Origin of the sequence: Nostoc sp. 2RC (genome assembly GCF_014222165.1) — a bacterium.
GTDB lineage: Bacteria > Cyanobacteriota > Cyanobacteriia > Cyanobacteriales > Nostocaceae > Nostoc > Nostoc linckia.
Map to the genome: position 1 here is coordinate 1 of NZ_JACKZU010000045.1, position 25,299 is coordinate 25,299.

Below are 25,299 nucleotides of genomic sequence, written 5' to 3' on the forward strand. Positions count from 1 at the left end.
CCATCTCCCCATCCCCCAGTCTAAATAGACCCCGATAACACAACTTGAGGCTTCGACTCTAGCTGCTGCAATATCTTCGATTGCATTTTTTTATACTGTTTCTTTAATAGCTGTTTACTCAAGTGGGGTTGAGAGGTGGATGGTAAACTCTGACTCTGTTCCACCCAATTTTTTAACATTTGGCTTTGAGTTAAATCGATGCGACTGCTGAGGATATGAGCGCAGGAATGTGGTGATTCCAAAGTAAAGAAAATCAACGGGTAGCACTCATTTTCAGCTAGGGAACTCAGTAATTTACGATTTTGGGGATTTTGCATATCTAGGTAGCAGGGTAGCCATTTAGGAGCTAGTTGCCGATGATAAAGTAAAGTCACCCATAACAACATTGGGTGGGGAGATGTTATGAAAATAAATTGATTGTATCGCCCAGAAAGGGCATAGTTTTTGATTTGTTGTTGAGGCAACATTAACCATAATGCTGCTAGAGATTTTTGTCCGGTGTTTACAAGCTGGGGAAAAACAATTTCTTGAATTGGTTTGTTCTCAGGCCAGGAAAGTTGCCGACAGGTTTGTTCTAATGAAATTGTTAAGCCAGAATCTAAGGGGCGGCTGAGGATGGATCTAGATGCTAAAGTTGTAGGTAAAGTAGGACAATTAGATAGTTCTAAGCTGTTGAGAATTTGTAAAACTTGATCAATATTTTGTGGGCGATCGCTTGCTTTTTTAGCCAGACAAGCCATGATTAAATTATTGAGTTTTTGCGGTAATTTTAAATTGGGTTTTACATCTGCGATCGCTTTTGGTTGTTCAAAGTGATGTGCTTTATACCAAGCACCAAAAAAATCAGTTTCTGGTTCCCAAGGTTTTTTGCCTGTGAGCATCTCAAACATCATGACACCCAGGCTATAAATATCAGAACGACCATCTAATTTTTCACCATCTAGTTGTTCTGGAGAACAATAGGGCAAAGTTCCATTAAAACCTGTACTTGTACTAGCGGTTGATGCATAATTTAAACATTTAGCTATACCAAAGTCTAAAATTTTAACTAAATGACCCAATATTGGATCGGGAATCACTAATATATTTGCTGGTTTGATATCTCTATGAACTAACGGGCAAATTTTACCATCGATATTAATGCCTTGATGGGCACATTGTAAACCCAAACAAATTTGTCGGGAGATTGTTAAAAACATCGACAGGGAGAGCGGAATTAACTCTTTTAAACTCTTCCCAAGTAAATATTCCATGACATAGTATGGTTTTCCTTTTTCACTCACACCATAATCATACGCCCGCACAATATGTACGCTTTTTTGACTCAAAGCTGCACTCATTAAAGCTTCGCGAGCAAAGTCTTGTTGCATTTTGCTATCAACAACAGTCTGAGTCAAAAACTTGATAGCAACTGGTGTTCCTCCTAACAAAATATCATTGGCTAAAAAAACTTCTCCCATGCCACCGCTGCCAATTAATTGCTTGAGTTGATAACGATTGGCAAGCAAGCCCTTACTACTTGTAGATGCAAATGGGCTTTTATTCACTTGAATAACCTCTGCTCCTTAGTCTATTTAAAGTTCGTAATATCAAAAGAGAAATATTGTTAACTAATGGGAAAAAGTTTCTTGATTTTGATAATGATATTTTAACGAAGAGACAAAAATTTAAACAGCATCTCCCAAAATTTAGCTAATCTATTTTTAAAATTTTCTTTTTCAATTTTTTGTTCTGCAATTAACTTGCGTACAATATCTAATTTTAATTTTTCATATTCTATCTTTAAAATGTTTTTGGCTTCTTGAGGTAAAATTGATTCATTTAATTGTTGATTCATGTTTAACGAGTCTATAATTTGCTGACGTTGGTTAGCTGTGAGACTTAAAGTTATAACATGAGAGCAACGATTGGGATCTTCTAAGGGGAAAAATAGTAGATGATAATAACCTACTTCTGCTAAACTCCGTGCTATATTCTGACCTTTGTTATCTTTCAAGTCTAAAAAATAAGGTAGCCATTTAGTAAGAGATGGTTGGTTATCGTACAGCACTGTTACCCATAATAACATTGGGTATACATTCATTTTAGTGATAAATTCTGTACCATGTACTTTATCCAAAAATTTGACAATTTCTTGTTTTGGCAACATCGCCCAAAAGGTTGGGATAGGTCTGGGAGGAGTATGTAATAAGTGCGGAAAACCAATTGGTGCCACTGGTTTATTTTTAGGCCAATTTTTCTGCAAACATTCTTTTTCTGATAAAAATGTTGCCGGGACTAATTGCATATCCGATGGAATTTCGACATTATTTCTAGTACTAGAACTAGCATCCTCTAGCAGACTATTTACCTTTGCTAATTCATCTAAAATTTGATTAATATTAGAGGGACGTTCGCTGACTTCTTTTGCTAAACAATTCATTAAGATTTTTTGTAGTCCCTGTGGTATTTTTACTTGGGGATTTACTTCTTCAAGTGTAGGCGGTATTTGAAAGCGATGTGCTTGATACCAACTACCAAAGGAATTACTTTTTGTCTGAAATGGATGTTTACCTGTCAACATTTCAAACATTAATACTCCCAAACTATAAATATCAGAACGGATATCTAACAATTTGCGTCCTTCCATATGTTCTGGAGAACAATAAGGCAAACTGCCGATAAAAGAATCTGTCAGAGTCATGCCACTCCGTTCTGTTAAAAACTTGGCTATCCCAAAATCGAGGATTTTGACAATTTCTCCGTGTTTAGCATCTTGGGTGAGAAATATATTTTCTGGTTTGATATCTCTGTGAACAATGGGATAAATTTCTCCTTTAAGGCTAATACCTTGGTGGGCACATTGTAAACCCAAACAAATTTGCGTAGAAATTTCTAAAAACTGCGATATTGTTAAAGGCTGAACTTTAAGAATTTGTTTGAGATTTTTACCTTGGAGGTATTCCATTACATAAAAAGGAATTTTATCCTCGGTGACACCGTAACTTAAAATCCGAACAATATGTTTACTTTTACGACCCAATTGAGCGCCAATAAAAATTTCTCTGGCAAACCTTTGAGACATGTGCTGGTTGGATAAACTCAGTGATAGAATTTTGATGGCGATCGCCATTCCACCTTTAGCAGTATCTTCTGCTAAGTAAACCCTACCCATCCCTCCTTTACCAATCAAATCTCTGATTAAATACCGATTATTTAATAATTGTCCGATGTAATTATCTAATTCTATTTTTTGCCCTACCATATTCTCAATTTTGTTTTGTGTCATAAAAATCAATTATGAAAAATATTGTTGGCAAAATAATTGAATAAATTTAGTCAATTATTAATTTTTATTCTTAAATAAATCAGAGTTTTGAGAGTATTTTGGCGATACCAGTTTAAAAACTACTCTAAGAAAAATTTCTTTTCTTAAACATTCATCGCCTCTCTGCAAAAATTCTTATACATTATGTAACATATTTATTAAGGAATACGGTTGAGAAATTCCACTGAAAGTACGGTTAAATTGAGCTAATTTAGCCGCTATATTCAGTGAATACACAGTAAAGCTCGCAGGGAAACTGCTTTTGGCTTCTATGTCCTTCAACACAATCTATATCTGTGGCGATCGCAATTTAAAATAGTATAATTTTTAACTAGTTATTCAAAATTACCATACTAGTAACAATGATTGCTGAAATATACAGTTAACGATTGAAATTCGGTAGGATGCGGCGCAATAATCTGATGAGCGGTGTTTCAATTTTGACTTTAAAAGCTAGGATTTGGGTGCGTTGTAGAGAGTTAAAATTGTTGTCGCTGATGAGAATTAATGAGTGCTGTCCATCAGGTAATTTGGGGCCAAGAGTTAAACCTTCAATGTTGTCTAAGACTACATCTAGAGTTCTTAAATCTAACAACAGTTTTTTCTGCACAGGTTGAATATTTTTTGAGTTAACAGCTAAAAGGCTATCAATATTATGAATATCATCAGCACCTTGTAAGGAAACTTGAAATAAAGAAACAGCAAATCCTAAACCTGTAAAAGACCGTTCTAAACTTAAAAAATTTCCTTGGTTGTCGAGAGCAGAAATATCAGGTAATCCACTAGCAAATTTACCTGTTAAATTGAAAAACGGTGCTACTGCTTCAGTTGGATAGAGAAATTCTTTTTCTGGCTGGTTACTAAGCAAGTTATATTGCAAAATTCGACAAGGAGTACCAATTCTAGGTTGAGCTGCTGAACCATCTTGAATTAAAGCATTTTCCGTAGCTGTAAATAGATATTTTTTATCAGGTGTAATAGTCAGGCTTTCAAAAGCCAAATTATTGCGGATACCTTGTTGACCTTTTTTATCTGGTAAAAATTTATTTGGTATGGGAAGTGTTGTAATTTCTTTACCAGAAGATAGCGAAAATTCTTTAATAAAGGGATTAATTAATTTACGAACATCACCTTCAGAAGAAATAAATACAGTATCTTTATTAGTTAAAGCAATGCCTTCTGTATCAGTTTCACCAGAAGGAAATTTTTCACCATTTTCATTTAATAAAGTGGTAACATTAACAACAGTAACTCCATTTTTTTGTAACGAACCCTTGCTTAAATCTATTTTCAAAGTGTAGAAACGGGTATTCGCTTTTTGTCCTCGGTCGTCAGAAATAGCATAATAAAGATTGTTCTTGGCATCATAGGTAATTCCAGACAAACCTCCAACTTCGGTTTTTTGGAAAATTAAATTTTTCGGTAAAGTCACTTCTCCGATAAATTTGATGCTGCTGATTTCACTAGCTGTTGATGATAAGTTGGCGAACAAGAAGCTGATAATTAGAATCGGGATGAAAAAGTAAATAACTCGTGGAAACGCAAAGACTTTTTTAATTAACCGCATGGAAAACCATTACTAAACTTTGAAGAAGAATACAGAATTCAGAATTCAGAATTCAGAATCAAGACGCTCTCTACGAGACGCTACGCGAACGCGGACACGGCTTAGCTGCCCTATCAGTGGGGGATTCCGACCCGCCATTGATTGAAGACCACCAAATTTTCAATTTGGTGGGGGTCTTAAACCCACTTATTCATCCGCCAGTCGTATAAAATTCATTCTGAATTCTGACTCCTGACTCCTGAATTCTGTTTTGATAAAAGGACTTAGTAATTCAATCCTAAATTACGTCCAGTGGTATCAGCCACAGACAAATTTTGTCAATATCGGCATTGCGTGAGTGCTAATTAAGCAAGTTGCCAAACATATTCATCTGTGAAAAATTTCACCAGCCAGTCTTTAACTATGCGGGTGGCACGACAATCATCTTCATTGTAGCTTTGGATACCTTCTAATAAAGTGCGATCGCCTGTTTCTAACCATTGGTCATACCAGTAAATACACTTAGCACCGCTAGCTTCTGGATTACGCCATTCAAATCCTAACCAACGAGCAATGGCTTTTAGGGCATAGCTTTCTACAGGTAATGCTACACTTTGGGTTAATTGTTCGTATACATCGATAAATCGATTCAGTACAGGGCGCACGGAGGAGTAGGGAGTCTTATAAAGCTTGGCCAGTCGTTGCACTGTATCAAATTCATAGGTACAAAAATGATAAATTGGTGCTTGGGGATATTGCCAAACTAAATTTAAAAATTGCTGCCAAACTAATTCTTCGTCTTCTGGTTTATCTGCTAAAAAAGAATAAAATTTTTCTGTATTCGCAACTCTATCTACTACCAAAACACCCAAAAGATAATTTAAATCTAAGTCTGGTTGTGCCTCAATATCAAAGTAAAGTTCTATGGGCGCTGTGAATGTAATATTTTCCTTTGGTAGCGGATACGGTAAAATTAATGGTCGTTTTTGGAGTACAGATTGAGCTTGCACTACCAACTTTCCGGCTACTTGGCTGTCAAAACCAACTAAGTTTTCCAGAATAGCTGGACTGGTGTTAGCGAGAGATTCTAGTGTAGTTATATCTAAGGTTTGGAGTTGAGTGTAGCGAATGGGTGTTACACCTGGTAACAGTGATAGATGTTGCTGAGTTTGAGCCACGGCATAACATTGACTATACCAATGGCAAAGATTACACTTCTGTCGAGAAATAAATACTTCTGGCGGATTTGGTAACTCTAAAATTTGAGTAAATTCTTCCAGAATTTGCTGCATTTGTGGCGTCCATTTAAACAAATCCACTGCATAATTTGTATTTTTAGTTCGTAAAATCAACCAAGCTGTGTCGGGTATAACTCCTTGGACTGTTGCCAAAACTTGGGCATGAAACGCAGCCACAACCTGATATTCTTGTTTGGGACGCTTACCGAGTTCAATATTAGCAGGCACATACATCCAATCTCCAAAATGGGATTGTCCTGGCTGTTTCACGAGTAAATCTGGACGACTCAGTAAGGTGTATGCTTCAGAATAAGTTGCTGACAACACTCCTTTGTGGATGTACTCAACTCCTCTTTGCATTAGTTCTAAAGTTGCCTTTTCTCCCGTTTTCCAATTTCCAGATGGATAATTAGGCCGCTGGTAAGTCAACTGTGCCAAATTAGTCAGTTGATGAGCAATTTTGTCCTGTTGTAGTTTTCCCAGCAGTTCATTGGGGGCATCACGCAGACCTTTGTCACCGTGGATATCTAAAAAAGATCGGCGTTTACAGCGTTGGTATTGCAGTAGGAGTTCAGCATTAATCAGCATTTCTTTAAGTTAACAACAATTAGCAATCTCTGGGGGTGACTCAGACAATTAATAATGAAATGGGAGTTGACGGTTGACGGTTGACTGTTGGCTGTTAACAAATGACTAATGACTAATCCAAAATCCAAAATTAATATGGCCACTAGTTCTGTTGCACAAACCAGATTGCATCATCATCGAGAGCAATTTCCCGCTTTAGCAAATAAGACTTATTTTAATTATGGAGGACAAGGGCCAATGCCTCTTGGGGCGATGGATGCGATGGCTCAAACCCAAGCTCATATTCAGGATATAGGCCCTTTTGGTAATGAGGTATATCGCTGGCTCAGACCGCAAGTGCAAGCTGCGAGAGTTGCGATCGCTTCCGAGTTCCAGATCCCCACTGATACAATAACCCTAACTCAGAATGTCACCGTTGGCTGTAATATCGCCATGTGGGGTATAGAATGGCTACCCGGCGACCATATACTAATCTCAGATTGCGAACACCCAGGCGTAATTGCCACAGCTCAAGAAATCAGCAGGCGATTTTCTGTAGAAGTTACAACCTGTCCTCTCAAGGCGACTTTAAATGAAGGCGACCCCGTAAAAGTCATTACCCAGCACTTACGTCCTAATACCCGCTTAGTAATATTAAGTCATGTTTTTTGGAATACAGGTCAGGTTTTACCTCTGGATAAAATTAGTGAAGTATGCAGAAATAATCATTCTGCACTCTTAATAGATGCAGCCCAATCTGCTGGTTTATTGCCTTTAAATTTGACTGAATTGGGAGTAGATTTTTATGCTTTTACTGGTCACAAATGGTTATGTGGCCCTGCTGGTGCAGGGGGTTTGTATGTACGGCCAGAAGCGCGAGAAAGCCTCAAACCTACATTTATTGGCTTGAATGGCATTGTTGTCGATAGTCAATCTCAGCCTGTGGATTGGCTACCAGATGGGCGACGATATGAAGTCTCTACAGTAGCTTATCCTTTGTATGTGGGTTTACAAGAAGCGATCGCTATTCATCAGCAATGGGGAACTTCACAGGAACGTTACCAACAAATTTGTCACAACAGTGAGTACCTCTGGCGCAAGTTAACAGCGTTAACAGATGTGAAATGTCTGCGAACTTCTCCACCCGAAAGCGGTATAGTCTCTTTTCATTTTACAAATAATCAGCACCAAGCTCATCTCAATTTAGTGCAATTTTTAGACTCACAAAAAATACTAACTCGCACAATTGCCGACCCTAGTTGTATTCGTGTCACCGTCCATTACTTTACTTTAGAATCAGAAATTGACCAATTAATTGAAGCAATTCAAATTTTTTGTAAAAGTAATTAAAAGTTGAAAGTTAAAAGTTGAGAGTTAGGAGTTAGGAGTTAGGAGTTAGGAGTGAGGAATTAAAAGTGAAGAGTTAAGAATTATTAATTTGTAACTTCCAATTATTAACTCCCAACTCTCACCTCCCAACTCTCAACTCCCGCCTCCCAACTCCCACCTCTCAACTCTCAACTCCCGCCTCCCAACTCCTAACTCCTAACTCCTAACTCCTAACTCCTAACTCCTAACTCCTAACTCCTAACTCCTAACTGAAAAATGGAACGCCCAATTTTGTATTTAGCCATCACTAACCACGGCTTTGGTCATGCTACCCGCATGGCTTCTGTCGCCGCGACAATTCAAAAGTTGTGTCCAGAAGTATTATTAATTATGGTGACCACTGCACCGCGTTGGTTGTTAGAGTGCTACATCGAAGGCGATTTTATTTATCGTCCCCGTGCATTCGATTTGGGTGTGGTGCAAGCTGATAGTTTAACAATGGATAAAGCAGCGACTTTAGAAAAGTTGCTGGATATTAAAAAGCATCAAAATTCGTTAATTGCCTCAGAAGTTAATTTTATCCGTCAAAATCGCGTCAATCTTATTTTGGCAGATATTCCCTTCCTTGCTTCTGGATTTGCCAATGCAGCAAACATTCCTTGCTGGATGATTAGTAACTTTGGCTGGGATTTGATATACCGAGATTGGGGGGGCGAATTTATAGCAGTGGCAGACTGGATTAGTGATTGGTATTCAAAGTGCGATCGCTTGTTTCGTCTTCCTTTCCACGAAAAAATGCAAGCTTTTAATAATATCACAGATGTTGGCTTAACAGGCGGTTCTCCCCATTATTCTCTGGATGATTTACGCTCTATTTGGGGAATAAATACACCAGTTGAAAAAACCATTTTATTGACTTTTGGTGGCTTGGGTTTACAGCAAATTCCCTATCATAATTTGCAACAATTTTCAGATTGGCAATTCATTGTTTTCGACCAATCGGCCCCTGATTTACCAAATTTAGTCAAAATTCATGACCGTAAATACCGCCCTGTAGATTTTATGCCCATTTGTGGGCGAGTGTTTTCCAAACCTGGTTACGGTACTTTTGCTGAAGCCACAAAATTACACGTACCAATTGTTACTCTGATTCGTGAAGACTTTGCTGAAGCAAGTTATCTCATAGAAGGCATAAGTAATTACAACCAACATCAAATTATTACCCCTGCTGAGTTTTTTCAAGGAACTTGGGATTTTCTGCGTGAGTTACCCCAAGCACCAAAGCAATTGCAACCAATTGCTAAGGATGGTAATGAAGCGATCGCTCAGGCTGTAATTAATTATTTCCAATCAAATTAAAATCAATAATGGAAAGTTCAACAGTAGACAAATAAACTTTAGAATTAGCCGCCCAAAATGTACGTCGAGTGCTAGAAAAACAAAAGGAAGAACGCCAAGTTTTAATCACTTAGATGAACATCTTGTTTGTCACTAACACAGCATTATTAAGTTTTCTCACAATATCTAGACTAATTACCAAATATAGCTTTTTCAGTGTAGTAGAAACATTGTTATGGAAGACTGTTAACACTTAACAGTCAACAATCAACCACGTAAAGTAGAATAATTTATTTGTTGAGATTCCGTTACTGTCACTAATACTATTGTTTCAAATGAGTCACTACCAAAAATTACTAAGAATTACCACCACTGGCAAATCTTTTTACAATATCACTAATAAAATAGAAGCGATCGTTGCAGAGTCTGGTGTTGAAACTGGTCTTTGCACTTTGTTTTTACGCCACACTTCAGCTAGCTTAGTTATCCAAGAAAACGCCGATCCTGATGTTCTTGTGGATTTAGCTAATTTTATGGCAAAACTAGTGCCGGAATCAGCTAAATATATCCACGATGCAGAAGGCGCTGACGATATGCCAGCACACATCCGTACAGCCCTCACCCACACTTCTGAACATATCCCCATTAATCGCGGTCATCTGGTGCTGGGAACTTGGCAGGGAATTTATATTTGGGAACACCGCCAGCGCAGTCATTCAAGGGAATTAGTTGTCCACATTTCTGGATAGCAATTTCTCAAATTGAATTTATTTCAGGAGTAGCTCGATCGAGTTTAAATACTCTGTTGTGACTGCCTAGCTTTTGGATAGAATGTTGTAAAGCTTGCTGCAACGCCTTTTTGGCGAAAAATTTTCAGAAGTAATAAACCATATACATACTAGTAAATTTGTATGTATCAGTTTGTAAATGAAAAATTAAGTTTGTTTATATTTTTTTAATAATTGCTTTATTTCAAGATAAAGTAACACTTAATGTCAGCTGGGCGGACTATTTCAATTACTATGAAGCAAGAACTAACACCGACTCATACTTTCCAATCGCTCGATGAAATACTTGCCCAGCAATCGGTTAATCTTTTGTCACTTAATCCCCAAAAAAAAATAATTACCAGTTTTGCAGAAATGGGGAACATGGTTGCTGAAGAAACCACCGACATCCAAATCATTACAACTCTTCAGGAAACTTTGGAATCTATAGTTGATAGCCAGTTGCAAAATTTTCCAGAAAACATATTCTGGGATTTTGATTTTCTGGTCAGCAGTATGCTCAGACAAGCTTTAGTCGCGGATGAAGGTGCTGTATCTTTTTTAAAGACTTTTGGTGAAAAGATGGTTTCCCTAACAGAGATGTTCGGGATTAACACAGAAATTCGCTTTCGCTATGTCCACGACTTTATATATGGATTTGATTGGGCAAGATGGGTACAAAAAGATCCCAAAAATCGTGCAAATATAGAGCCTTTTAGCTTAATTTTTTTTGATTATTTACTTACTAAAGGAAAGGAATTGATACAACGTATTAGCCACGGTCAAGTCATTTGTTATAAACTGTGTGATACAGGCTACCGCAATCCATTTTCCTTTTCTCGCGAACCAGAAGATGAATACCGTTTGTTAACTTATCTAGCTCAGAAACAACTAATTCCTGTAGCAGTGTGGAACTGGAATGCTACACCTGTATGGAATAAACCTTTCCAAGAAATACGTCAGCAAATAGCACTAAAATTAGATATTCAACCACAAAAACACTGATTAGCAAGCAAAAACTTAACTCAAAAATTAATGATGAGAATTGCTGATTTAATTACTTGGTTTGAAGCATGGGCAAATCCAGCTTGGTGTGAAAGCTGGGATAATTGTGGCTGGCAGATTGAACCAGGAGTGTTACAAGAAAGAGTACGAGTATTGGTTTGTTTAACACCAACTCTGGCAGTGATGCAGGAAGCCATCGCCTTAAATGCTAATCTCATTTTTGCCCACCATCCTCTGATTTTTACACCCCCCAAGTCCTTACGCACTGGTGAGGCCATAACAGAAATGGTGCGCTTGGCCTTTACCCACAATATTGGTATTTACAGCGCCCACACAAATTTTGACCAAGTACAGGATGGTACTGCTGATGTCTTGGCTCAAATTTTACAACTCAAGGAAATTACTCCCATAGTACTCACACAGCCCGGATTAGGATATGGTCGTGTTGGTTTGCTGGAACCATCCCTGACACTACAGGAATTACTCACAAATATTCAAAAAAAACTTGCTTCCCCAAATTTAATTTTTTCACCAACAACGAATTTACAGCAAACAATTTCACGGGTTGCTGTTTTGGGTGGTTCAGGAGCTAGTTTCATTTCAGCAGTTACCAAAACTGGGGCCCAAGCTTACCTAACTTCTGACTGCAAATTTCATCAATTTCAAGAAAGCCGTGATTCTAATCTGATTTTAATCGACGCTGGACATTACGCCACCGAACGTCCTGCTTGCCATCGCTTGGTACAAAAATTCCAGTCTTTGAACCTAGACTGGGCACAATTGAGTCAAAAAGACGAGGATTTTCGCCAGTTTTTTGCTTGATTGTCTGTTCTTAACTGTGATTTTGGATGCTTGCCTAAAAGTTTTACTATATTTTAATATTTTTAAATAGCTAATCATTGCTTGAAGATAAAGAGCAAAGCTACTGAAAAACTTTGTATTTATCTATGCATATACATTACATAGCAAATGCGCCAAAAGCTTAGTATTTCAGTCATTGCTGTGATACAAATCACTAAATACATGTAATTATAATCACATATTATTTATGTTCTATATCAACTAGCAGCCCAGAGAAATATTCCACACTGGATGTTATAAATCGCCCACTCTGCCCTAATCAAGATGATTCGCACAATTGTTGAATCTGCTTTCCAAACTGGATATCTTAGTGTTGAATCTGAAGGTTTACTCCATCAAGTGCTGGCTACGAAATGCTACAACTCAGAGGATTTGTCAGCCCTCGCAGCCCTATACGATGCAGTTCGCACAGGTGAAATTAAACGAGAAGCGTCCTCGTCTAATGTGCTAATGGAACTACCGTTACCGAATAAATCTTTTTGATACTTCTACATAAGATAGACGAGGGATGGCGAGATGAGCACAAAAAGGAAGAATTTACTGTGATGTCCCATGTCTCCCTTATCTCTCTTATCTCCCCTATCTTCCTCATCCTCGTATTTCACTGAACCTCTTGTTGAAGCAAAAACCTGAAAAACTCAAAACTCTTTGTGTGTTGTTTTTGAAAATCGTCTAGGTCAGCAAGAGAATGAGTTAAGATCAAATACACAGGGGTAAATAAAAGTAAAGCCAAGTCCCCGGACTTCTTAATAATGCCAATGACTACAAGTAGGCAAATTAAACAACCGCAACCAACGCTTGTTTCTCAGTATTTTTTATTACATAATGGTAGAAAGGACTTACCAGCAAATATTAACCTTGTGAGGAGAAATCCCGACTTGTTTGACTTCTATGAACCAAACATTTCCTAAAATTCAGCCTGAAAGAGATTGAATTCACTGGTAAGGCAACCATTGGTTGATGACCCAAAATATCTTAGATTCTTACAAGTACAAGCAAATCTTAAAATTGGGTTATGAGACTTACCTGTTCTCAACCGTGAAATTAAGCTCTTAAAGGTGTAATCTAATGGGGTCAAACCCAGATTTTGACAGGTTTAACTACGTTGTTTAAAAAGGCAGAAGCAGTACATGCTACACCGCAAGATTTATCAACTGTGTTGCGACGGGCGGGAGGTATGTGTTTTCTTGCGGGATCAGCAACGCTGGATTGAGCGTGCCCGCATCATAGACATAGAGGGAGATTTAGTAACCCTACGCTATGAAACAGAAGAAGAGGACGAAATTTGTTCTTGGGAAGAAATGGTTCGCCTCGAAAGCATCGGTGCTGTAACGCAAAAATTGGCTTCAGTGCCACGCGGAAATGTGGAACCTCTCCTAACAGAGGATTGTCCCGAAGCAGAACGCATCCGCAATCGTTACACTGACTCCAATCCAGAATAAAGGGTGATTAGTCATTAGTCATTGGTCATTTATTATTCGCAAATGGCTATTGACTATTGACTATCATTTAACCGCTCGAAAGCAGGACAGTAACCTTCTAAAGTTACCTTAAAGTTATACAATGGGGAAGCTGGATTCCAACACCGCTGCCCCCTTTGGTGTCGGCAAGTACCACAACAGTCTACATCTGTCCATGTATAGCGATCGCTATTTTGATTGAGCAATTCTCTTTGGGACAATCCCCTCAGTACTAGTTCCTCTCCTTGCCAGCGAGCCTCGATTAAGCCAGTATCGGCAAAATGTTGCCAACGAGGATCGGCTGTGATGGCATCCGGTAGGGTGATTGTAACTACTGTTCCTAACTCCGTTAGTTCGCCTTCATAATTCGTCTCTGGGGCTGCTGGTTGCAAGAACGTATCGCCAATGGGCAATTCCACCAAGGTCTCAGCAGCTGGAGAATGTATGTGATAGCGGTTTTGTAACTCCTCTAAGCTTGTGAGGTCGGCTAAGTAGGCAGGAGAACCGTGGACAAAAATCACATGCTGTGGCCGCAAATTATGAATTAGCTGCGTAGTACCAGGGCCATCGCTGTGCTGAGCTAGAAGGTAACTTTCGACGGTGGTGGGAGCTAAATATTTTTTGTTAAGTTTTATATCAATTTTTTCCGGCACAAGAATTAGCCAAGGGCCGGTGTTGGGCTGACAGTGTTCGCGCAAATCAGCTGTGGAGTCAGTGAGAACAATACAGGGTGACTTACCGACAGTGGCACGTTCTTCTGGGTACAAACGACGCACCCGTGGACGTACCCGTTCGTCCCAAAACAAAGGTTGATGGCGGGCAAAGTTTTGTACTGATGGGGGGAGGTGGGGGAGTAGTTCCAAGTAAGCATCGCAGCCAGTGGCCACAGCACCATCTACCCAAATATCTAAATCTCGTCCAGTGAAGTGGTGATGAGAGCGCAAAAGCATCAACAGCTCTTGACCAAGCCCTAAAGCCGGAGTGGGGAGAATTACAGAACAACGTTCAGCGATCGCTCGATTAATTCGCTCTGCTAATTGATTTTCTTGGTTACGGCGGTGGGGATGGCGGGATGTGCCATAAGTGCCTTCAATAATCAGCACATCCAAGTCTAAACCTCGTAATTCCTCTAAGCGCAAACCTTCCACCAGCCGGGAATTGGATAAGAAAAAGTCTCCTGTATACAGTAGTTTATAACTGCGATGTTGGGTAGTGTAAGTGAGGAGAATTGCCACTGCCCCTGGTAGATGCCCTGCGGGAAATAATTCCGCCACTAGACCCTCTTGGAACTCTACTGGCGATCGCAACGGCAAAGCATGACAAAATTGGGAAATTTTCTGTGGCTCTTGGTCTTGCCAATTCAATGGCAGTAACTTGCTGGTTACTTCGCTGCCATAAATGGGTAACTTAGGAAAAGCGTTGTGCAGTGCCAGCAAGCCTCTGGCGTGATCTGGATGGGCGTGACTAACTAAAACTAAATCTGCTGGTAAGGGCAGACTGGCTCCACGTACCGACTTGCTCAACCCCCTCGTCAGTGATGAAATATCTTCCAAACCACAGTCCAACAGGATGCGGTGTGGCCCCATCTTCACCAATAAACACACGCCCTCATCGTGATGCTGAACACTATAGGGCAAACATTCTAATTCACTACCCGCTTCCGCAGCATCTACGCGAGAGGATGCCGACAGATTATCCCTCATGCTCTCCTCCCCTCTAACCTCATCGTCATGGACATATCCCAAAACCCAAAAATTGCATAAATTTTGGTTTTGTGACTTAGGGGTAAGTTTTATCATGCGCCCCTACACCCTGAGAATACGGATTTTTAGTTGGGGAGGACGCCTCTACCGAACCCGCATGAGTCCGGAAAAGTTGGATAACGAGAGAGCTATCAAACTACTAGCTCAAGGAGCCTTGCCTCTTGCCTGTTTTCCCTGTGAAAGTTATGAGCGCTCTTAGCCAACTTACCCTGCGGAAAGTTGCTCCAGCGTCTACAAGTTTCTCTTAATGCGCCGAACCATTGCCGTGATAATTATCTGAGTCATAGAACCCGTTTTTCGTGCCAAAAAATAAACACGAAAGCGTAAATATAACTGTTAAACCAGCTAGAACCAGCTTGACATCCATTTGTTTGCTGTCCTTTATTGAAGACTTTCCTATATTAATTTAGTGCTTCCACAATCAAATGGAATCACTAGAAAATCTTTACTATGCACATATGGATTGGGGAATAGGTAAAATTACCGCAATCAGTTCAAATTGTAGAACTTTTCGGTCAACCTGTCCATCCTTTAGATATGAACTTACAGCCTATGTAGGCTGAAATCCTGATTATTACATTAGTTTCTGAAAGTTTGGGATTTAGCCAACTTCACCGTTTTCAGCCAAGATCTTGAGCCGTTAATTGCCATAAATAGCAAAATTACGTAAAGTAAAGCAACGAATTTAACTTGTTTTACGTAATATAACCAAATGCCAATAATATCAACTACTATCCAGTAATACCAACTTTCAATCCGCTTTTGGGTCATCAACCACATTGCGGTAAAACTCATAATTGTTGTGAGTGCATCTAAGTAAGGAAAAGAAGCTTTTTCTAGAAATATTGTTGGCAATATTAGATGAATTTGGCTCATGAATATTCCCGTTGCTAAGGAAATGACTATTGTTCCTAAAGCAGTCAAAAAAATTGTGTGTCGAGAACTATATCTAACATTTGCAATTTTGCCATTAGCTGATTCTGGTGTACTCCATCGCCACCAGCCATAAATACTAGTACCTAAATAATAAACTTGTTCAATGGTGTCAGAATACAAGCCAATTTGATAAAAAAGCACCATGTACAGCAATACGCTGACTATGCCAACAGGCCAAGTCAGAATTTTCCTTTCAGAAATTAGCCATACTGACCATAAAGAGAAAATTGTTCCCAAAAATTCAACATAACTCATGGGATAGCCCAAAACTTTGAAGGCAATATTATTAACGCTCCAAAATTCAAACATATATAGTAAGACTATTTTAGGTGTGAAAAATATGGGTGTTGAATATTGACTGTTGAATGTTGAATGTTGACTGTTCACAGTGAATAGTTAAGAGTCAACAAGCATCATATGTAATATTTCACAAACAATTAGAGATTGCTGTAGGATTACTATCTTAAGTTAATTTTACGAATAAATCTAATAAATTATGATACTTTTGATAACGAGATAACACGTTTTTTACAAAATTAATCCGTGTATTTAAATTACCGTGTAGAGTAAAAAAAGGAATTTTTCTGATAATTAAATCGTTGTGAATTTGTTTTTGAAATATATTACGATTTGTTTCTCCAGAGCGATCCCAAGTACAGTCGTAAGGTATATCTACATCACAAAGAAATACCAAATCATAACGCGATATAGCTTGATGTGTTAGTTGTGCTAATTCCGGAGCAACGGTTTTGTGATAATACAAAGAAAATTGATAGGTTGTGAGGGCATTAGTATCTGTAAACAAGTATTGGTTTGCTTGCGATAATAAAGTTTCTTCCCGTTCTAAATGCCCTTGAGCAATCTCCACAAGTTGAGACAGTGAAAGTCTTCGTTCTATTTGATGTTTTTCCCAATATTCGCGCCCATACTCTGGCATCCATACAGTATTGTAATCTTTTGCTAGTTGCGATGCTATTGTTGTTTTACCAGTTGAAGGAGCGCCCAAAAAAACAACGTTAGTAATTAGGTCGCGATAAATGTCAGGATGTAAATACTTTTTAAAAGTATAAGGGTTTTGTCTGACTTGGGTTCCGGAAATTGGGAAAATTTGGCGATCGCTATCTACAAGTCGATTTACTGCTCCCAATGCAATGCTTACGTGTTCGCCATAAAATTCACTACAGTAAAAATGTGTAATTTTTTTTGATTCTAACTTTTGCAGGATATATTCTTCGTGCTTTTTCTTAATTTCAGGGGTATCACCAACTTCTGTCGGCCCATCCCACGCCTCAATCACCTCAATTGTGGGATACAGTTTTCGCAGCCAGTTAACCCGAACCGTTAAAGGAATAGCAGTCACTTCTGGACAATCATAAACCATCACTAACACTTCATCCATCTCTGCCAAGGCCGTCTCAATCACAAATTGATGTCCCTTATGAAGAGGAGCGTACTTACCTAGTGTGAGTCCACGTTTGCTGACCATAGTTTCCTAGAATTGCCGTTGACAGTCAATAGTCAACAGTCAACAACCTTATGCTTTTTTTGCACACATTAGCTTACACCATTCCTCTTTGAGTATTACGTCACAGAGAAGATGTATTTAGATCACTGTCAATTACGAGTTAGAAATTAAAAATTAATAATAAGGGACTTTCAAGAAATTAATTATCACTACTTGTGGGGTGGACATGTTGTCCGCCTTTGGCTTGGGGCGCGCTAGACGCGTACCCTACAGAAAGTAGTTGATTATTTTTTCTTTGCAAGTCCTTAAGGCTAATGTAGATTTATCTAATTAAAATTAAAAACGTTAATGTACTTTGCTATACTAAGTCGTTATTTTCCCACGCAATCTATAATAATCCCTTTGAAGCCTTTGTATTCCTAGGAATCAACAGCTTATCCTGGAATGCACTACAGATCAAGGTAGCGTCTACATCTGCATCTGAGTTACAAAAGAGCAAACTGCATTGTCAGAAATTACACCAAGGGGATTGGGCATGGGAAGAGGGGAAAAACTCATCTCCCCTGCTCCTTTATCTCCCTTGTCTCCGTTGTCTCCCTTGTTTCTCTACTTCCCATTTCCCACTCCTTGAATCAAAAAGTAAATACCACAGCAAACAGATATGTTCAATGCCACTGAAATTTTAATTGATGCCTTTGTCAATCAAATTCGAGAAGGTTACCGTCGCACCTATGGCTGCTTTAAAAATGATTACCAGGACATCATTGCCTGGGCTGGTAATATGGCTTTGGAAAATATTGCCAATAGCGATGCACTTTACCATAATGTTGAACACACGGTCTTAGTTACCCTAGTGGGCCAGGAAATTTTACGTGGCAAACACATCAGAGAAGGTGGTGTTTCTAGCGAAGATTGGCTGCATTTCATCATCTCCCTAGTTAGCCATGATATTGGCTACGTTAAAGGAGTTTGCCGACAAGACCAAGAAATAGCAGGCTTATATGCCACAGGTAAAAATGGTAGAATGATTTCCTTGGCTCCTGGGGCTTCTGATGCCAGCCTGACACCATATCATGTTGATAGAGCAAAGCTATTTATTGATGAACGTTTCGGCGGTCACAAGTTAATAGATGCAGATGCAATTAAAAGCAATATTGAATTAACTAGATTTCCCGTACCTGCGGCAGAGGATCAGCAAGATACAAAATGCTTTGCGGGATTAGTGCGTGCAGCTGATTTGATTGGGCAATTAAGCGACCCACGTTACTTAAAGAAAATTAATTCTTTATTTTACGAGTTTGAAGAAACTGGTATGAATAAAGTCTTGGGTTATAAAACTCCTGCGGATTTGCGTAAGAACTATGCCAAATTTTACTGGAATGGGGTATATCCCTATATCCAAGAAGGACTGCATTATCTGTCACTGACCCAACAAGGCAAACAAATTTTGGCTAATCTCTACTCCAATGTCTTTGTTGTAGAACACGAAAAACAACAAGAAGAACAACAACGGTATTTAGAGGAATTGGGAGTTAGGAGTTAGGAGTTAGGAGTTAGGAGTTAGGAGTTAGGAGTTAGGAGTTAGGAGTTAGGAGTTAGGAGGTAGGAGTTAAGATTTAAAACTGGGGAGTTAGGAGTTAAGATTTTAGACTGAGGAATGGGGAATAGAGAGTGGAAAGTGGGAAGTTAAGAATTATTAATGATGAATTATCAATTAAAATAAAAACTTCATAACTCCTCACTCATAACTCCTCACTCCAAACTCCTAACTCCTCACTCCAAACTCCTGACTCATAACTCATAACTCATAACTTATTAACTCCTAACTACTATGGATTGGTGGCGACGACTGAAGAAAAATCCTTTGGCACAATTTGGGGCAATTTTGCTATTAATTTTCTACGTAGCGGTAATTGCAGCCGATTTTATTGCGCCTTATGACCCCTATGCCTCACAGCCCAATGGTTCATTGCTGCCACCAACTAAGGTATATTGGGTTTCTCAATCAGGGCAGTTTATTGGGCCTCATGTTTATCCGACGACTCAGGGAGAGACAAATTTAGAAACAGGCGATCGCGAGTTGATTGTAGACTTTAAAAAACCCTCTCCCTTGCGTTTGTTTGTCTCTGGCGCAGAATACCGATTGTTACAGCTAACTTTGCCACTACCCCCAAAATGGGATGAGGTGACGATTTTTCCTGGTATTCCCTTGAATTGGCATTTGTTTGGCACAACAAACGGCGTAAAATTTAACGTTTTAGGTACTGATGACCAAGGCCGCGACCAACTCAGTCGCTTGTTGTATGGCGGCCGCATCAGTATGTTTATCGGAATTTTTGGCGTTGCTATTTCCTTTCCTCTGGGTTTGCTGATAGGTGGAATTTCCGGCTACTTCGGAGGTTGGACAGATAGCATCATCATGCGCTTAGCAGAAGTGTTAATGACTTTCCCTAGTATTTATCTTTTAGTCACCTTGGGGGCAGTTTTGCCACCAGGGTTAAGCAGTACCCAGCGATTTTTGTTGATTGTGGTGATTACTTCGGTTATTGGCTGGGCTGGATTAGCACGGGTAATTCGCGGACAAGTATTATCAATTAAAGAGCGAGAATTTGTCCAAGCCTCAAGGGCAATGGGCGGTAACCCACTTTATATTATTGTCCGCCATGTTTTGCCGCAAACAGCTACCTATGTAATTATCTCTGCTACTCTGGCAGTTCCCAGCTTTATTGGTGCGGAAGCAATATTGAGTCTGATTGGTTTGGGTATTCAACAACCAGACCCCTCTTGGGGAAATATGCTGTCTCTGGCTAGTAATGCTTCTATTATGGTTTTGCAACCTTGGTTAATTTGGCCGCCAGCTGTGTTGATTATTTTGACAGTACTGGCGTTCAACTTACTCGGCGATGGCTTGCGAGATGCACTCGACCCGCGGAGTTTACGCAGGTAGTTTGTAACAATAAGCTAAACCACATTTAGTTTGCATAATCTGAAATTGTACATTTCTTGTGGGGTGGGCGTCTCGCCCGCCCAATATATGCAAGTTAAATGTAGAACAGCTTAGCAAATGCTGTCGCCGAAATAGCAAATGTAGTGTCCGAAGTCGCAATTGTAGTACCCGAAGTCGCAATTGTAGTGTCCGAACAAGCAAATGTAGTGCCCGAAGTCGCAATTGTAGTGTCCGAAGTCGCAATTGTAGTACCCGAAGTCGCAATTGTAGTGCCCGAAGTCGCAATTGTAGTGTCCGAACAAGCAAATGTAGTGCCCGAAGTCGCAATTGTAGTGCCCGAAGTCGCAATTGTAGTGCCCGAAGTCGCAATTGTAGTATCCGAACAAGCAAATGTGGTTAGCGAAACCATTTCTAAAAATCTTGGCAACAGATGAATCATCTGTAGGGTCACACAGCTGTTATTGGTGTCAACTTAACGTGAAACCCTTGTAAAAACGCAATTTTGAATTTACTGACTTACCATAATGCTTCGCGTTACCCCACCCCGCCTTTGCTGGCGCAAAACCTCCCCTCAGAGCAAGCGGGGAGGGGATTAAGGGGTGGGGTAAAACGGCTGTGGGACAAGCGTTTGAGCTTAAGTTGACACCAATGCACTGCTGTATTCCCCTACCGTAAAACCCAGCGGCGAAACAGTTCTACCATAATCCGCCATTTTCCTTGAGTTTCCTCAACTACATCATGACGCTTCAAAGTATTTAGCGCTTTTTGTAAATCAGCGTCATTCATACCTGTAGACTGAGCTAAAGTATCCAGACTTAACCCATCTGGGTAAGGTGCAAGTAATTGTACTATTGTTTGTTGACCGCCAGCACCCCGCGCGGCTTGACCCCAAACTCCATCAAAGTAGTAGCGTCCCCGTTGGAAAAATTCAGGGTCATTGATAACTGCTTCCACATCTTCTATTGTAAAAACTGGGTCACGGCGTCGTCCTTGCTCAAAAACAAAGTCATTGTAGCCACGCACTAGCTGAAAACCCAGTAGTTGTACTAAATATGGTTGACCGTGTGTTAAAGCATAAATTTCATCTAAAGCTTCTGGGATGTAGTCGAGGGGGAAGTCTTCATTACCTGGGTTAGCTAGAATTTGGCGAGTAGCTGCACGTTCTTGAAAGCCTACATGAATAGGAATGACGCTGGCAAAGAAAGGTTGAAAATAATCTGCTGTCATTTCCTCTAAGGTGTGCAAACCAGCAAAGGCAAAGGCAATTTTAGAACTCATTTGCACCAACCCCCGCAGAAAACCCATAAAATCTATAGGAATTTTTCCGGCTTCAATTAAATCTTCAATTTTCTCAAATTCGTCTAAGGCGATAATCAACCCACCTTCTAGGTTTGCTTCCACCTGTTTTAAATAACGTTCAAAAGTCCGGTAGGGGAGATTTAGTAAATCAGCGTCAGCTGGTGGTGGAAGTTTTACAGTTTCAGAAATTTCATCACAAATTGCCATCAACACCTCGCCGACACCTTGAGGGCTATCTCCTAAACGTAGCAAGTTGACATAGGCTAGCTGTATTTGTGAGCCTAGACAGTTAGCAGCGTTAAGTAAAATAGAAGTTTTGCCCATACGCCTGTGACCGTAGAGAACTACAGACTGGAGTTGATTACCCATTACCCAGAGTTCTTCTAACTGTCTGATGATATCTTCTCGCCCAACAAAGAGATGACCTTCAACGGGGTCGCCTACAACATAAGGATTAACCACAGGCTTGGTGATGGAAATTTCTCCCACTTCACCAGTGATTTGTAAAAGGCTTTCTTTCCAAGTTTGAGCGATATCTATGATTAACCCTTGCTCTGCTTGTGGCAACGTGTCAGCTTGATTTAAGATTTTTGTCAGTTCGCCTAATGCTCGATTCAGAGCTAAAGACCTGGCTGAACGCGAGACGCTACGTTCAACAAACTGGACATCTTCAACAACTCGACGCAAATTAGTGAGAACTTTCCAGGTATCTGGACGTAAAAGCGGTTCCTGTGGAAAAGGAGGAACTTGGATAGCAGCAATAGAAGCTGGTTTTTCAGCTTTGTGAAACGTTTCTAGAGTTTGGGCAAGGGTGTACATTTCCTCGCCATAGAGAAGAGAACGCACTACAGCAAAAGCCTCTCTTGCTTTCTCTGGCTCATATTGATGTAGATGCCAGAAGCCAGCAGCAGCAGCACGGGCAGGAGTATCTAAACGAGTGTTTATTCTTAAGGTTAGAGAGAATGGTTCGTCGAAATAACCTAAAAATACTAAGCCTTTAACAAGATGTAACTTGATTTGTTCCCTCAAAGAACCTGAAGCAAAACCTACTAATGCCCAATCAAAGGGATCTGTTGCTAGCAAAGAAACACGCCAAATAATCTGTTCCGATGGAGTTGTAGTAAGTACTCTGTTTACTGCTTGGACAACAGGAATGAATTGTAGGGTATATGTCAGCAGTTGATTAATATTATGTAAGCCAGTTTCCCAATCATTTTGTAACCAATTTTGTAAATGCCAAACAAGATGAGGAATAGGAAGCGGAGTGATGCGGGGGAGTAGCCAACTACCGTTTTGGATGATTCGCAAGTTTAAAGGCGAGCCAATAAGCCAGGTTTCTGCACGCAGCACCGTCACGCCGAATGCCACGCCAGACGCCATGCCAAATGCCACACCAGATGCCACACCGGACGCCATGCCAAATGCCACACCGAACGCTATGCCTCTGGCTGTACCGAAGAGTAAGCCTCCGGTTACGCCTATTACTACGCTGAACGGCACGCCTAAACCTAAGCCTACCGCTACCCATACCGCCACGCCTCCAGTTGCGCTTACCAGCACGCTTCCCGTCACGCCGAACGCCACGCTGAACCCTACGTATACCGACAATGCTAAGTATGGCAATACACCGCTGGTCAAGTTTACCACTGTACCTCCAGTCACGCTTAGCACTACGATGTACCCCACGCTTAGCACTATGCATGACGCCACGCCTGCCGCTACGCCTCCCGCTACATTTCTGGCCACGCGTCCAACCATGTTTCCCACTGAGCCTAATGAGCCGCCAAACAGTGCGCCGTAAGCCACGCAGAACACTATGGTGAACCACTCAACGCGAACATTTATAGCCTGAAAAATAAAACCTATAGCTACAGGTGTAATTACTGTTAAAAATAATCCTTGGAAAACTAACTGAAGTTGGATAGGATTTTGGAGCAATAATCTCCATTGCTTCTCCCTATTCATTTGGGCTTCAGGAATATACGCACCCCCGAATGTATCTACATACCAGCGCAAAGCCTGAGGAAAGAAAAACACCCAGTACAAAAGGCGCAAATAATCCAAGGGATTCCACACAGACAGGGGACGCTTTAACTTGGGTGCTAAGTCTAGGCGGGGTACAGGGGTCATTATTCAGCCTCCATCATCCCCGTGAAGAACCTAACTCCTCCAGCCCCTCGTAGGGGAGGGGTTGAGCGAGAGGTCAAAGCGGTATCATTCATTCCAAACTCTCCATATACTGCGAATAAGTTCGATAAGACAACTGCATTAGTTTGCGAGGATGTCCGCCACTTTGTTGGATGAGTTGGATGATTTCCTCTTCAGTAAAACTCACTGAAGTATTAGCCAAACGCTTGGTTATAAAATGACGGGCGCTAATTTCATCCCAAGGTTTTATATTTTCCTCTTGGCAAATACCTGCTAGTGGAGATGTCTTGCGATTATCCTGACTATCGTTAAATAGCTTGTCCAGAGGTTCGCTAGCAGCTAAAATCAACCGCAAAGAAGCATCACGGCCTTCAGCTAAACCGCGCAATTGATCCCGAACTTGGCGAGTAAAGCTGTTTTCGATTAACTTCCCTAAATTATCTATAGCTAATAGCACTTTTTTATTTTGCAAATTGCGAGTGAGTCTATAGCCTTTACTTTCAGGAATACCAATTTTATCGCACAAAGCAATGTAGAATTCATCTTCATTATGAACTCCATTATTTAAATCTAAAAAAACTGGCTCACGTGGTAAGTACAAATAATTTTGTGCCTGTTGACAAATCACCCATAACAAAGATGATTTGCCGATTCCTTCTTCTCCTATGAGGGCAACACTACTATTACTGTTAAGTACTTCAAATACCCGCAATATTTCGCGTTGCCTACCAAAAAACTGTTGTAGTTCTTCTATTCTGCCGTGTTGGGGAATAAAAGGATTGCGATTTTGTTGTGATGAAGAAGCTAGTTTTGATTCATCCTGTTGTGCTTTATTGATTGATTCTCCCATTAGTTGTTGGGAAGGAGAAACTATGGCTGGATAGATTGTATATAGTAATTCTATTGATTGTTTAAAATTTCCCTTTTTAACTTCTCTATTGATATTTGAAATTTCTTCTATTTTTGTGAATAATTTTGAGGCAGTTTCTCTCAAATATTGTGAAGCATAAACTTGTTGCTTACCATTAAAATAAATAACCATCTGATTGTAAGCTTTACCTTCCCATATCTCTAAAAAAAGGCTTGCTTCCAATTCATTTAATACTTCCCTATTCTTTTCAGCAAGCAACCTATTAATGAATTTTAATGCTTCTTGTGAGTCCATTAGGTGTAGTTGAATTGGCAGAGCAAAGTTAAAATCAGTCAGTAGTGTAATACTTTACCCTACAAACCTACATTTGCCTACTTTCCCTTACAACAATTTAATTACTCAAACTCCCTACTAACGCCTACCTGTAGAACCTGTGTCTCAAGTGATGATGG

At 40.0% G+C, this 25,299-nt stretch carries 19 protein-coding genes; 10 read left to right on the forward strand and 9 right to left on the reverse strand.

Translation table 11 applies throughout. The features are described from left to right. Positions 1-20 precede the first annotated feature (20 nt). The 4 genes from GNE10_RS07775 to GNE10_RS07790 all read right to left on the reverse strand — a co-directional run bounded on the left by GNE10_RS07775 (position 21) and on the right by GNE10_RS07790 (position 6,679). The gene (locus tag GNE10_RS07775; protein WP_185564358.1) at positions 21-1,547 is read right to left on the reverse strand and encodes a serine/threonine-protein kinase; all 1,527 of its coding nucleotides are present in this window, start codon (positions 1,545-1,547) and stop codon (positions 21-23) included. A gap of 101 nt (positions 1,548-1,648) precedes the next feature. After that, positions 1,649-3,268, reverse strand: a complete 1,620-nt coding sequence (locus GNE10_RS07780; protein ID WP_260446831.1) for a serine/threonine-protein kinase — start codon at positions 3,266-3,268, stop codon at positions 1,649-1,651. A gap of 421 nt (positions 3,269-3,689) precedes the next feature. Continuing rightward, the gene (locus GNE10_RS07785) at positions 3,690-4,874 is read right to left on the reverse strand and encodes an esterase-like activity of phytase family protein (protein ID WP_185564360.1); all 1,185 of its coding nucleotides are present in this window, start codon (positions 4,872-4,874) and stop codon (positions 3,690-3,692) included. 344 nt (positions 4,875-5,218) lie between these two features. Continuing rightward, on the reverse strand, positions 5,219-6,679 hold the full coding sequence (locus tag GNE10_RS07790; protein ID WP_185564362.1) for a TM0106 family RecB-like putative nuclease: 1,461 nt from the start codon (positions 6,677-6,679) through the stop codon (positions 5,219-5,221). Between the two features lie 135 nt (positions 6,680-6,814). Here GNE10_RS07790 and GNE10_RS07795 point away from each other — a divergent pair, with 135 nt between their 5' ends. The 7 genes from GNE10_RS07795 to GNE10_RS07825 all read left to right on the forward strand — a co-directional run bounded on the left by GNE10_RS07795 (position 6,815) and on the right by GNE10_RS07825 (position 13,400). Then, on the forward strand, positions 6,815-8,008 hold the full coding sequence (locus GNE10_RS07795) for an aminotransferase class V-fold PLP-dependent enzyme (RefSeq protein ID WP_185564389.1): 1,194 nt from the start codon (positions 6,815-6,817) through the stop codon (positions 8,006-8,008). Between the two features lie 255 nt (positions 8,009-8,263). Then, positions 8,264-9,346 (forward strand): glycosyl transferase, encoded by a 1,083-nt coding sequence (locus GNE10_RS07800; RefSeq protein WP_185564364.1) that lies wholly within the window; start codon positions 8,264-8,266, stop codon positions 9,344-9,346. A gap of 314 nt (positions 9,347-9,660) precedes the next feature. Then, positions 9,661-10,074 carry a secondary thiamine-phosphate synthase enzyme YjbQ gene (locus GNE10_RS07805; RefSeq protein WP_096537801.1) on the forward strand — a complete coding sequence of 138 codons (414 nt, stop codon included), beginning with the start codon at positions 9,661-9,663 and terminating at the stop codon, positions 10,072-10,074. 273 nt (positions 10,075-10,347) lie between these two features. Next, positions 10,348-11,097, forward strand: a complete 750-nt coding sequence (locus GNE10_RS07810) for a hypothetical protein (protein ID WP_185564366.1) — start codon at positions 10,348-10,350, stop codon at positions 11,095-11,097. Positions 11,098-11,130: 33 nt separating this feature from the next. Next, on the forward strand, positions 11,131-11,919 hold the full coding sequence (locus tag GNE10_RS07815) for a Nif3-like dinuclear metal center hexameric protein (protein ID WP_185564392.1): 789 nt from the start codon (positions 11,131-11,133) through the stop codon (positions 11,917-11,919). A 303-nt stretch (positions 11,920-12,222) separates the two neighbouring features. Next, positions 12,223-12,441 (forward strand): hypothetical protein, encoded by a 219-nt coding sequence (locus GNE10_RS07820; RefSeq protein ID WP_099069748.1) that lies wholly within the window; start codon positions 12,223-12,225, stop codon positions 12,439-12,441. A gap of 647 nt (positions 12,442-13,088) precedes the next feature. Then, a complete protein-coding gene (locus GNE10_RS07825) occupies positions 13,089-13,400 on the forward strand; it encodes a DUF6679 family protein (protein WP_099069747.1) in 312 nt (103 codons plus the stop codon). 53 nt (positions 13,401-13,453) lie between these two features. Here GNE10_RS07825 and GNE10_RS07830 read toward each other — a convergent pair whose 3' ends face one another. From GNE10_RS07830 to GNE10_RS07840, 3 genes are all read right to left on the reverse strand, one after another. Next, complete coding sequence (locus tag GNE10_RS07830; RefSeq protein ID WP_185564367.1) at positions 13,454-15,121, reverse strand: MBL fold metallo-hydrolase; 1,668 nt, start codon at positions 15,119-15,121, stop codon at positions 13,454-13,456. A 639-nt stretch (positions 15,122-15,760) separates the two neighbouring features. After that, positions 15,761-16,426 (reverse strand): nicotinamide riboside transporter PnuC, encoded by a 666-nt coding sequence (pnuC, locus tag GNE10_RS07835; RefSeq protein WP_260446834.1) that lies wholly within the window; start codon positions 16,424-16,426, stop codon positions 15,761-15,763. 154 nt (positions 16,427-16,580) lie between these two features. Next, positions 16,581-17,603, reverse strand: coding sequence for an AAA family ATPase (locus tag GNE10_RS07840; RefSeq protein WP_185564369.1), 1,023 nt, complete (start codon positions 17,601-17,603; stop codon positions 16,581-16,583). Positions 17,604-18,243: 640 nt separating this feature from the next. Here GNE10_RS07840 and GNE10_RS07845 point away from each other — a divergent pair. From GNE10_RS07845 to GNE10_RS07855, 3 genes are all read left to right on the forward strand, one after another. Beyond that, positions 18,244-19,125, forward strand: coding sequence for an Npun_R2479 family HD domain-containing metalloprotein (locus GNE10_RS07845; protein WP_099069743.1), 882 nt, complete (start codon positions 18,244-18,246; stop codon positions 19,123-19,125). A 288-nt stretch (positions 19,126-19,413) separates the two neighbouring features. Then, the gene (locus tag GNE10_RS07850; RefSeq protein ID WP_099069742.1) at positions 19,414-20,529 is read left to right on the forward strand and encodes an ABC transporter permease; all 1,116 of its coding nucleotides are present in this window, start codon (positions 19,414-19,416) and stop codon (positions 20,527-20,529) included. 143 nt (positions 20,530-20,672) lie between these two features. Next, positions 20,673-20,963, forward strand: coding sequence for a hypothetical protein (locus GNE10_RS07855; RefSeq protein WP_185564371.1), 291 nt, complete (start codon positions 20,673-20,675; stop codon positions 20,961-20,963). A 232-nt stretch (positions 20,964-21,195) separates the two neighbouring features. On the opposite strand, the gene GNE10_RS07860 is transcribed toward GNE10_RS07855, so the two are convergent. Continuing rightward, positions 21,196-23,958 (reverse strand): ATP-binding protein, encoded by a 2,763-nt coding sequence (locus GNE10_RS07860; RefSeq protein ID WP_185564373.1) that lies wholly within the window; start codon positions 23,956-23,958, stop codon positions 21,196-21,198. Between the two features lie 88 nt (positions 23,959-24,046). Further along, positions 24,047-25,141 (reverse strand): AAA family ATPase, encoded by a 1,095-nt coding sequence (locus tag GNE10_RS07865; protein WP_221642767.1) that lies wholly within the window; start codon positions 25,139-25,141, stop codon positions 24,047-24,049. Positions 25,142-25,299: the final 158 nt, after the last annotated feature.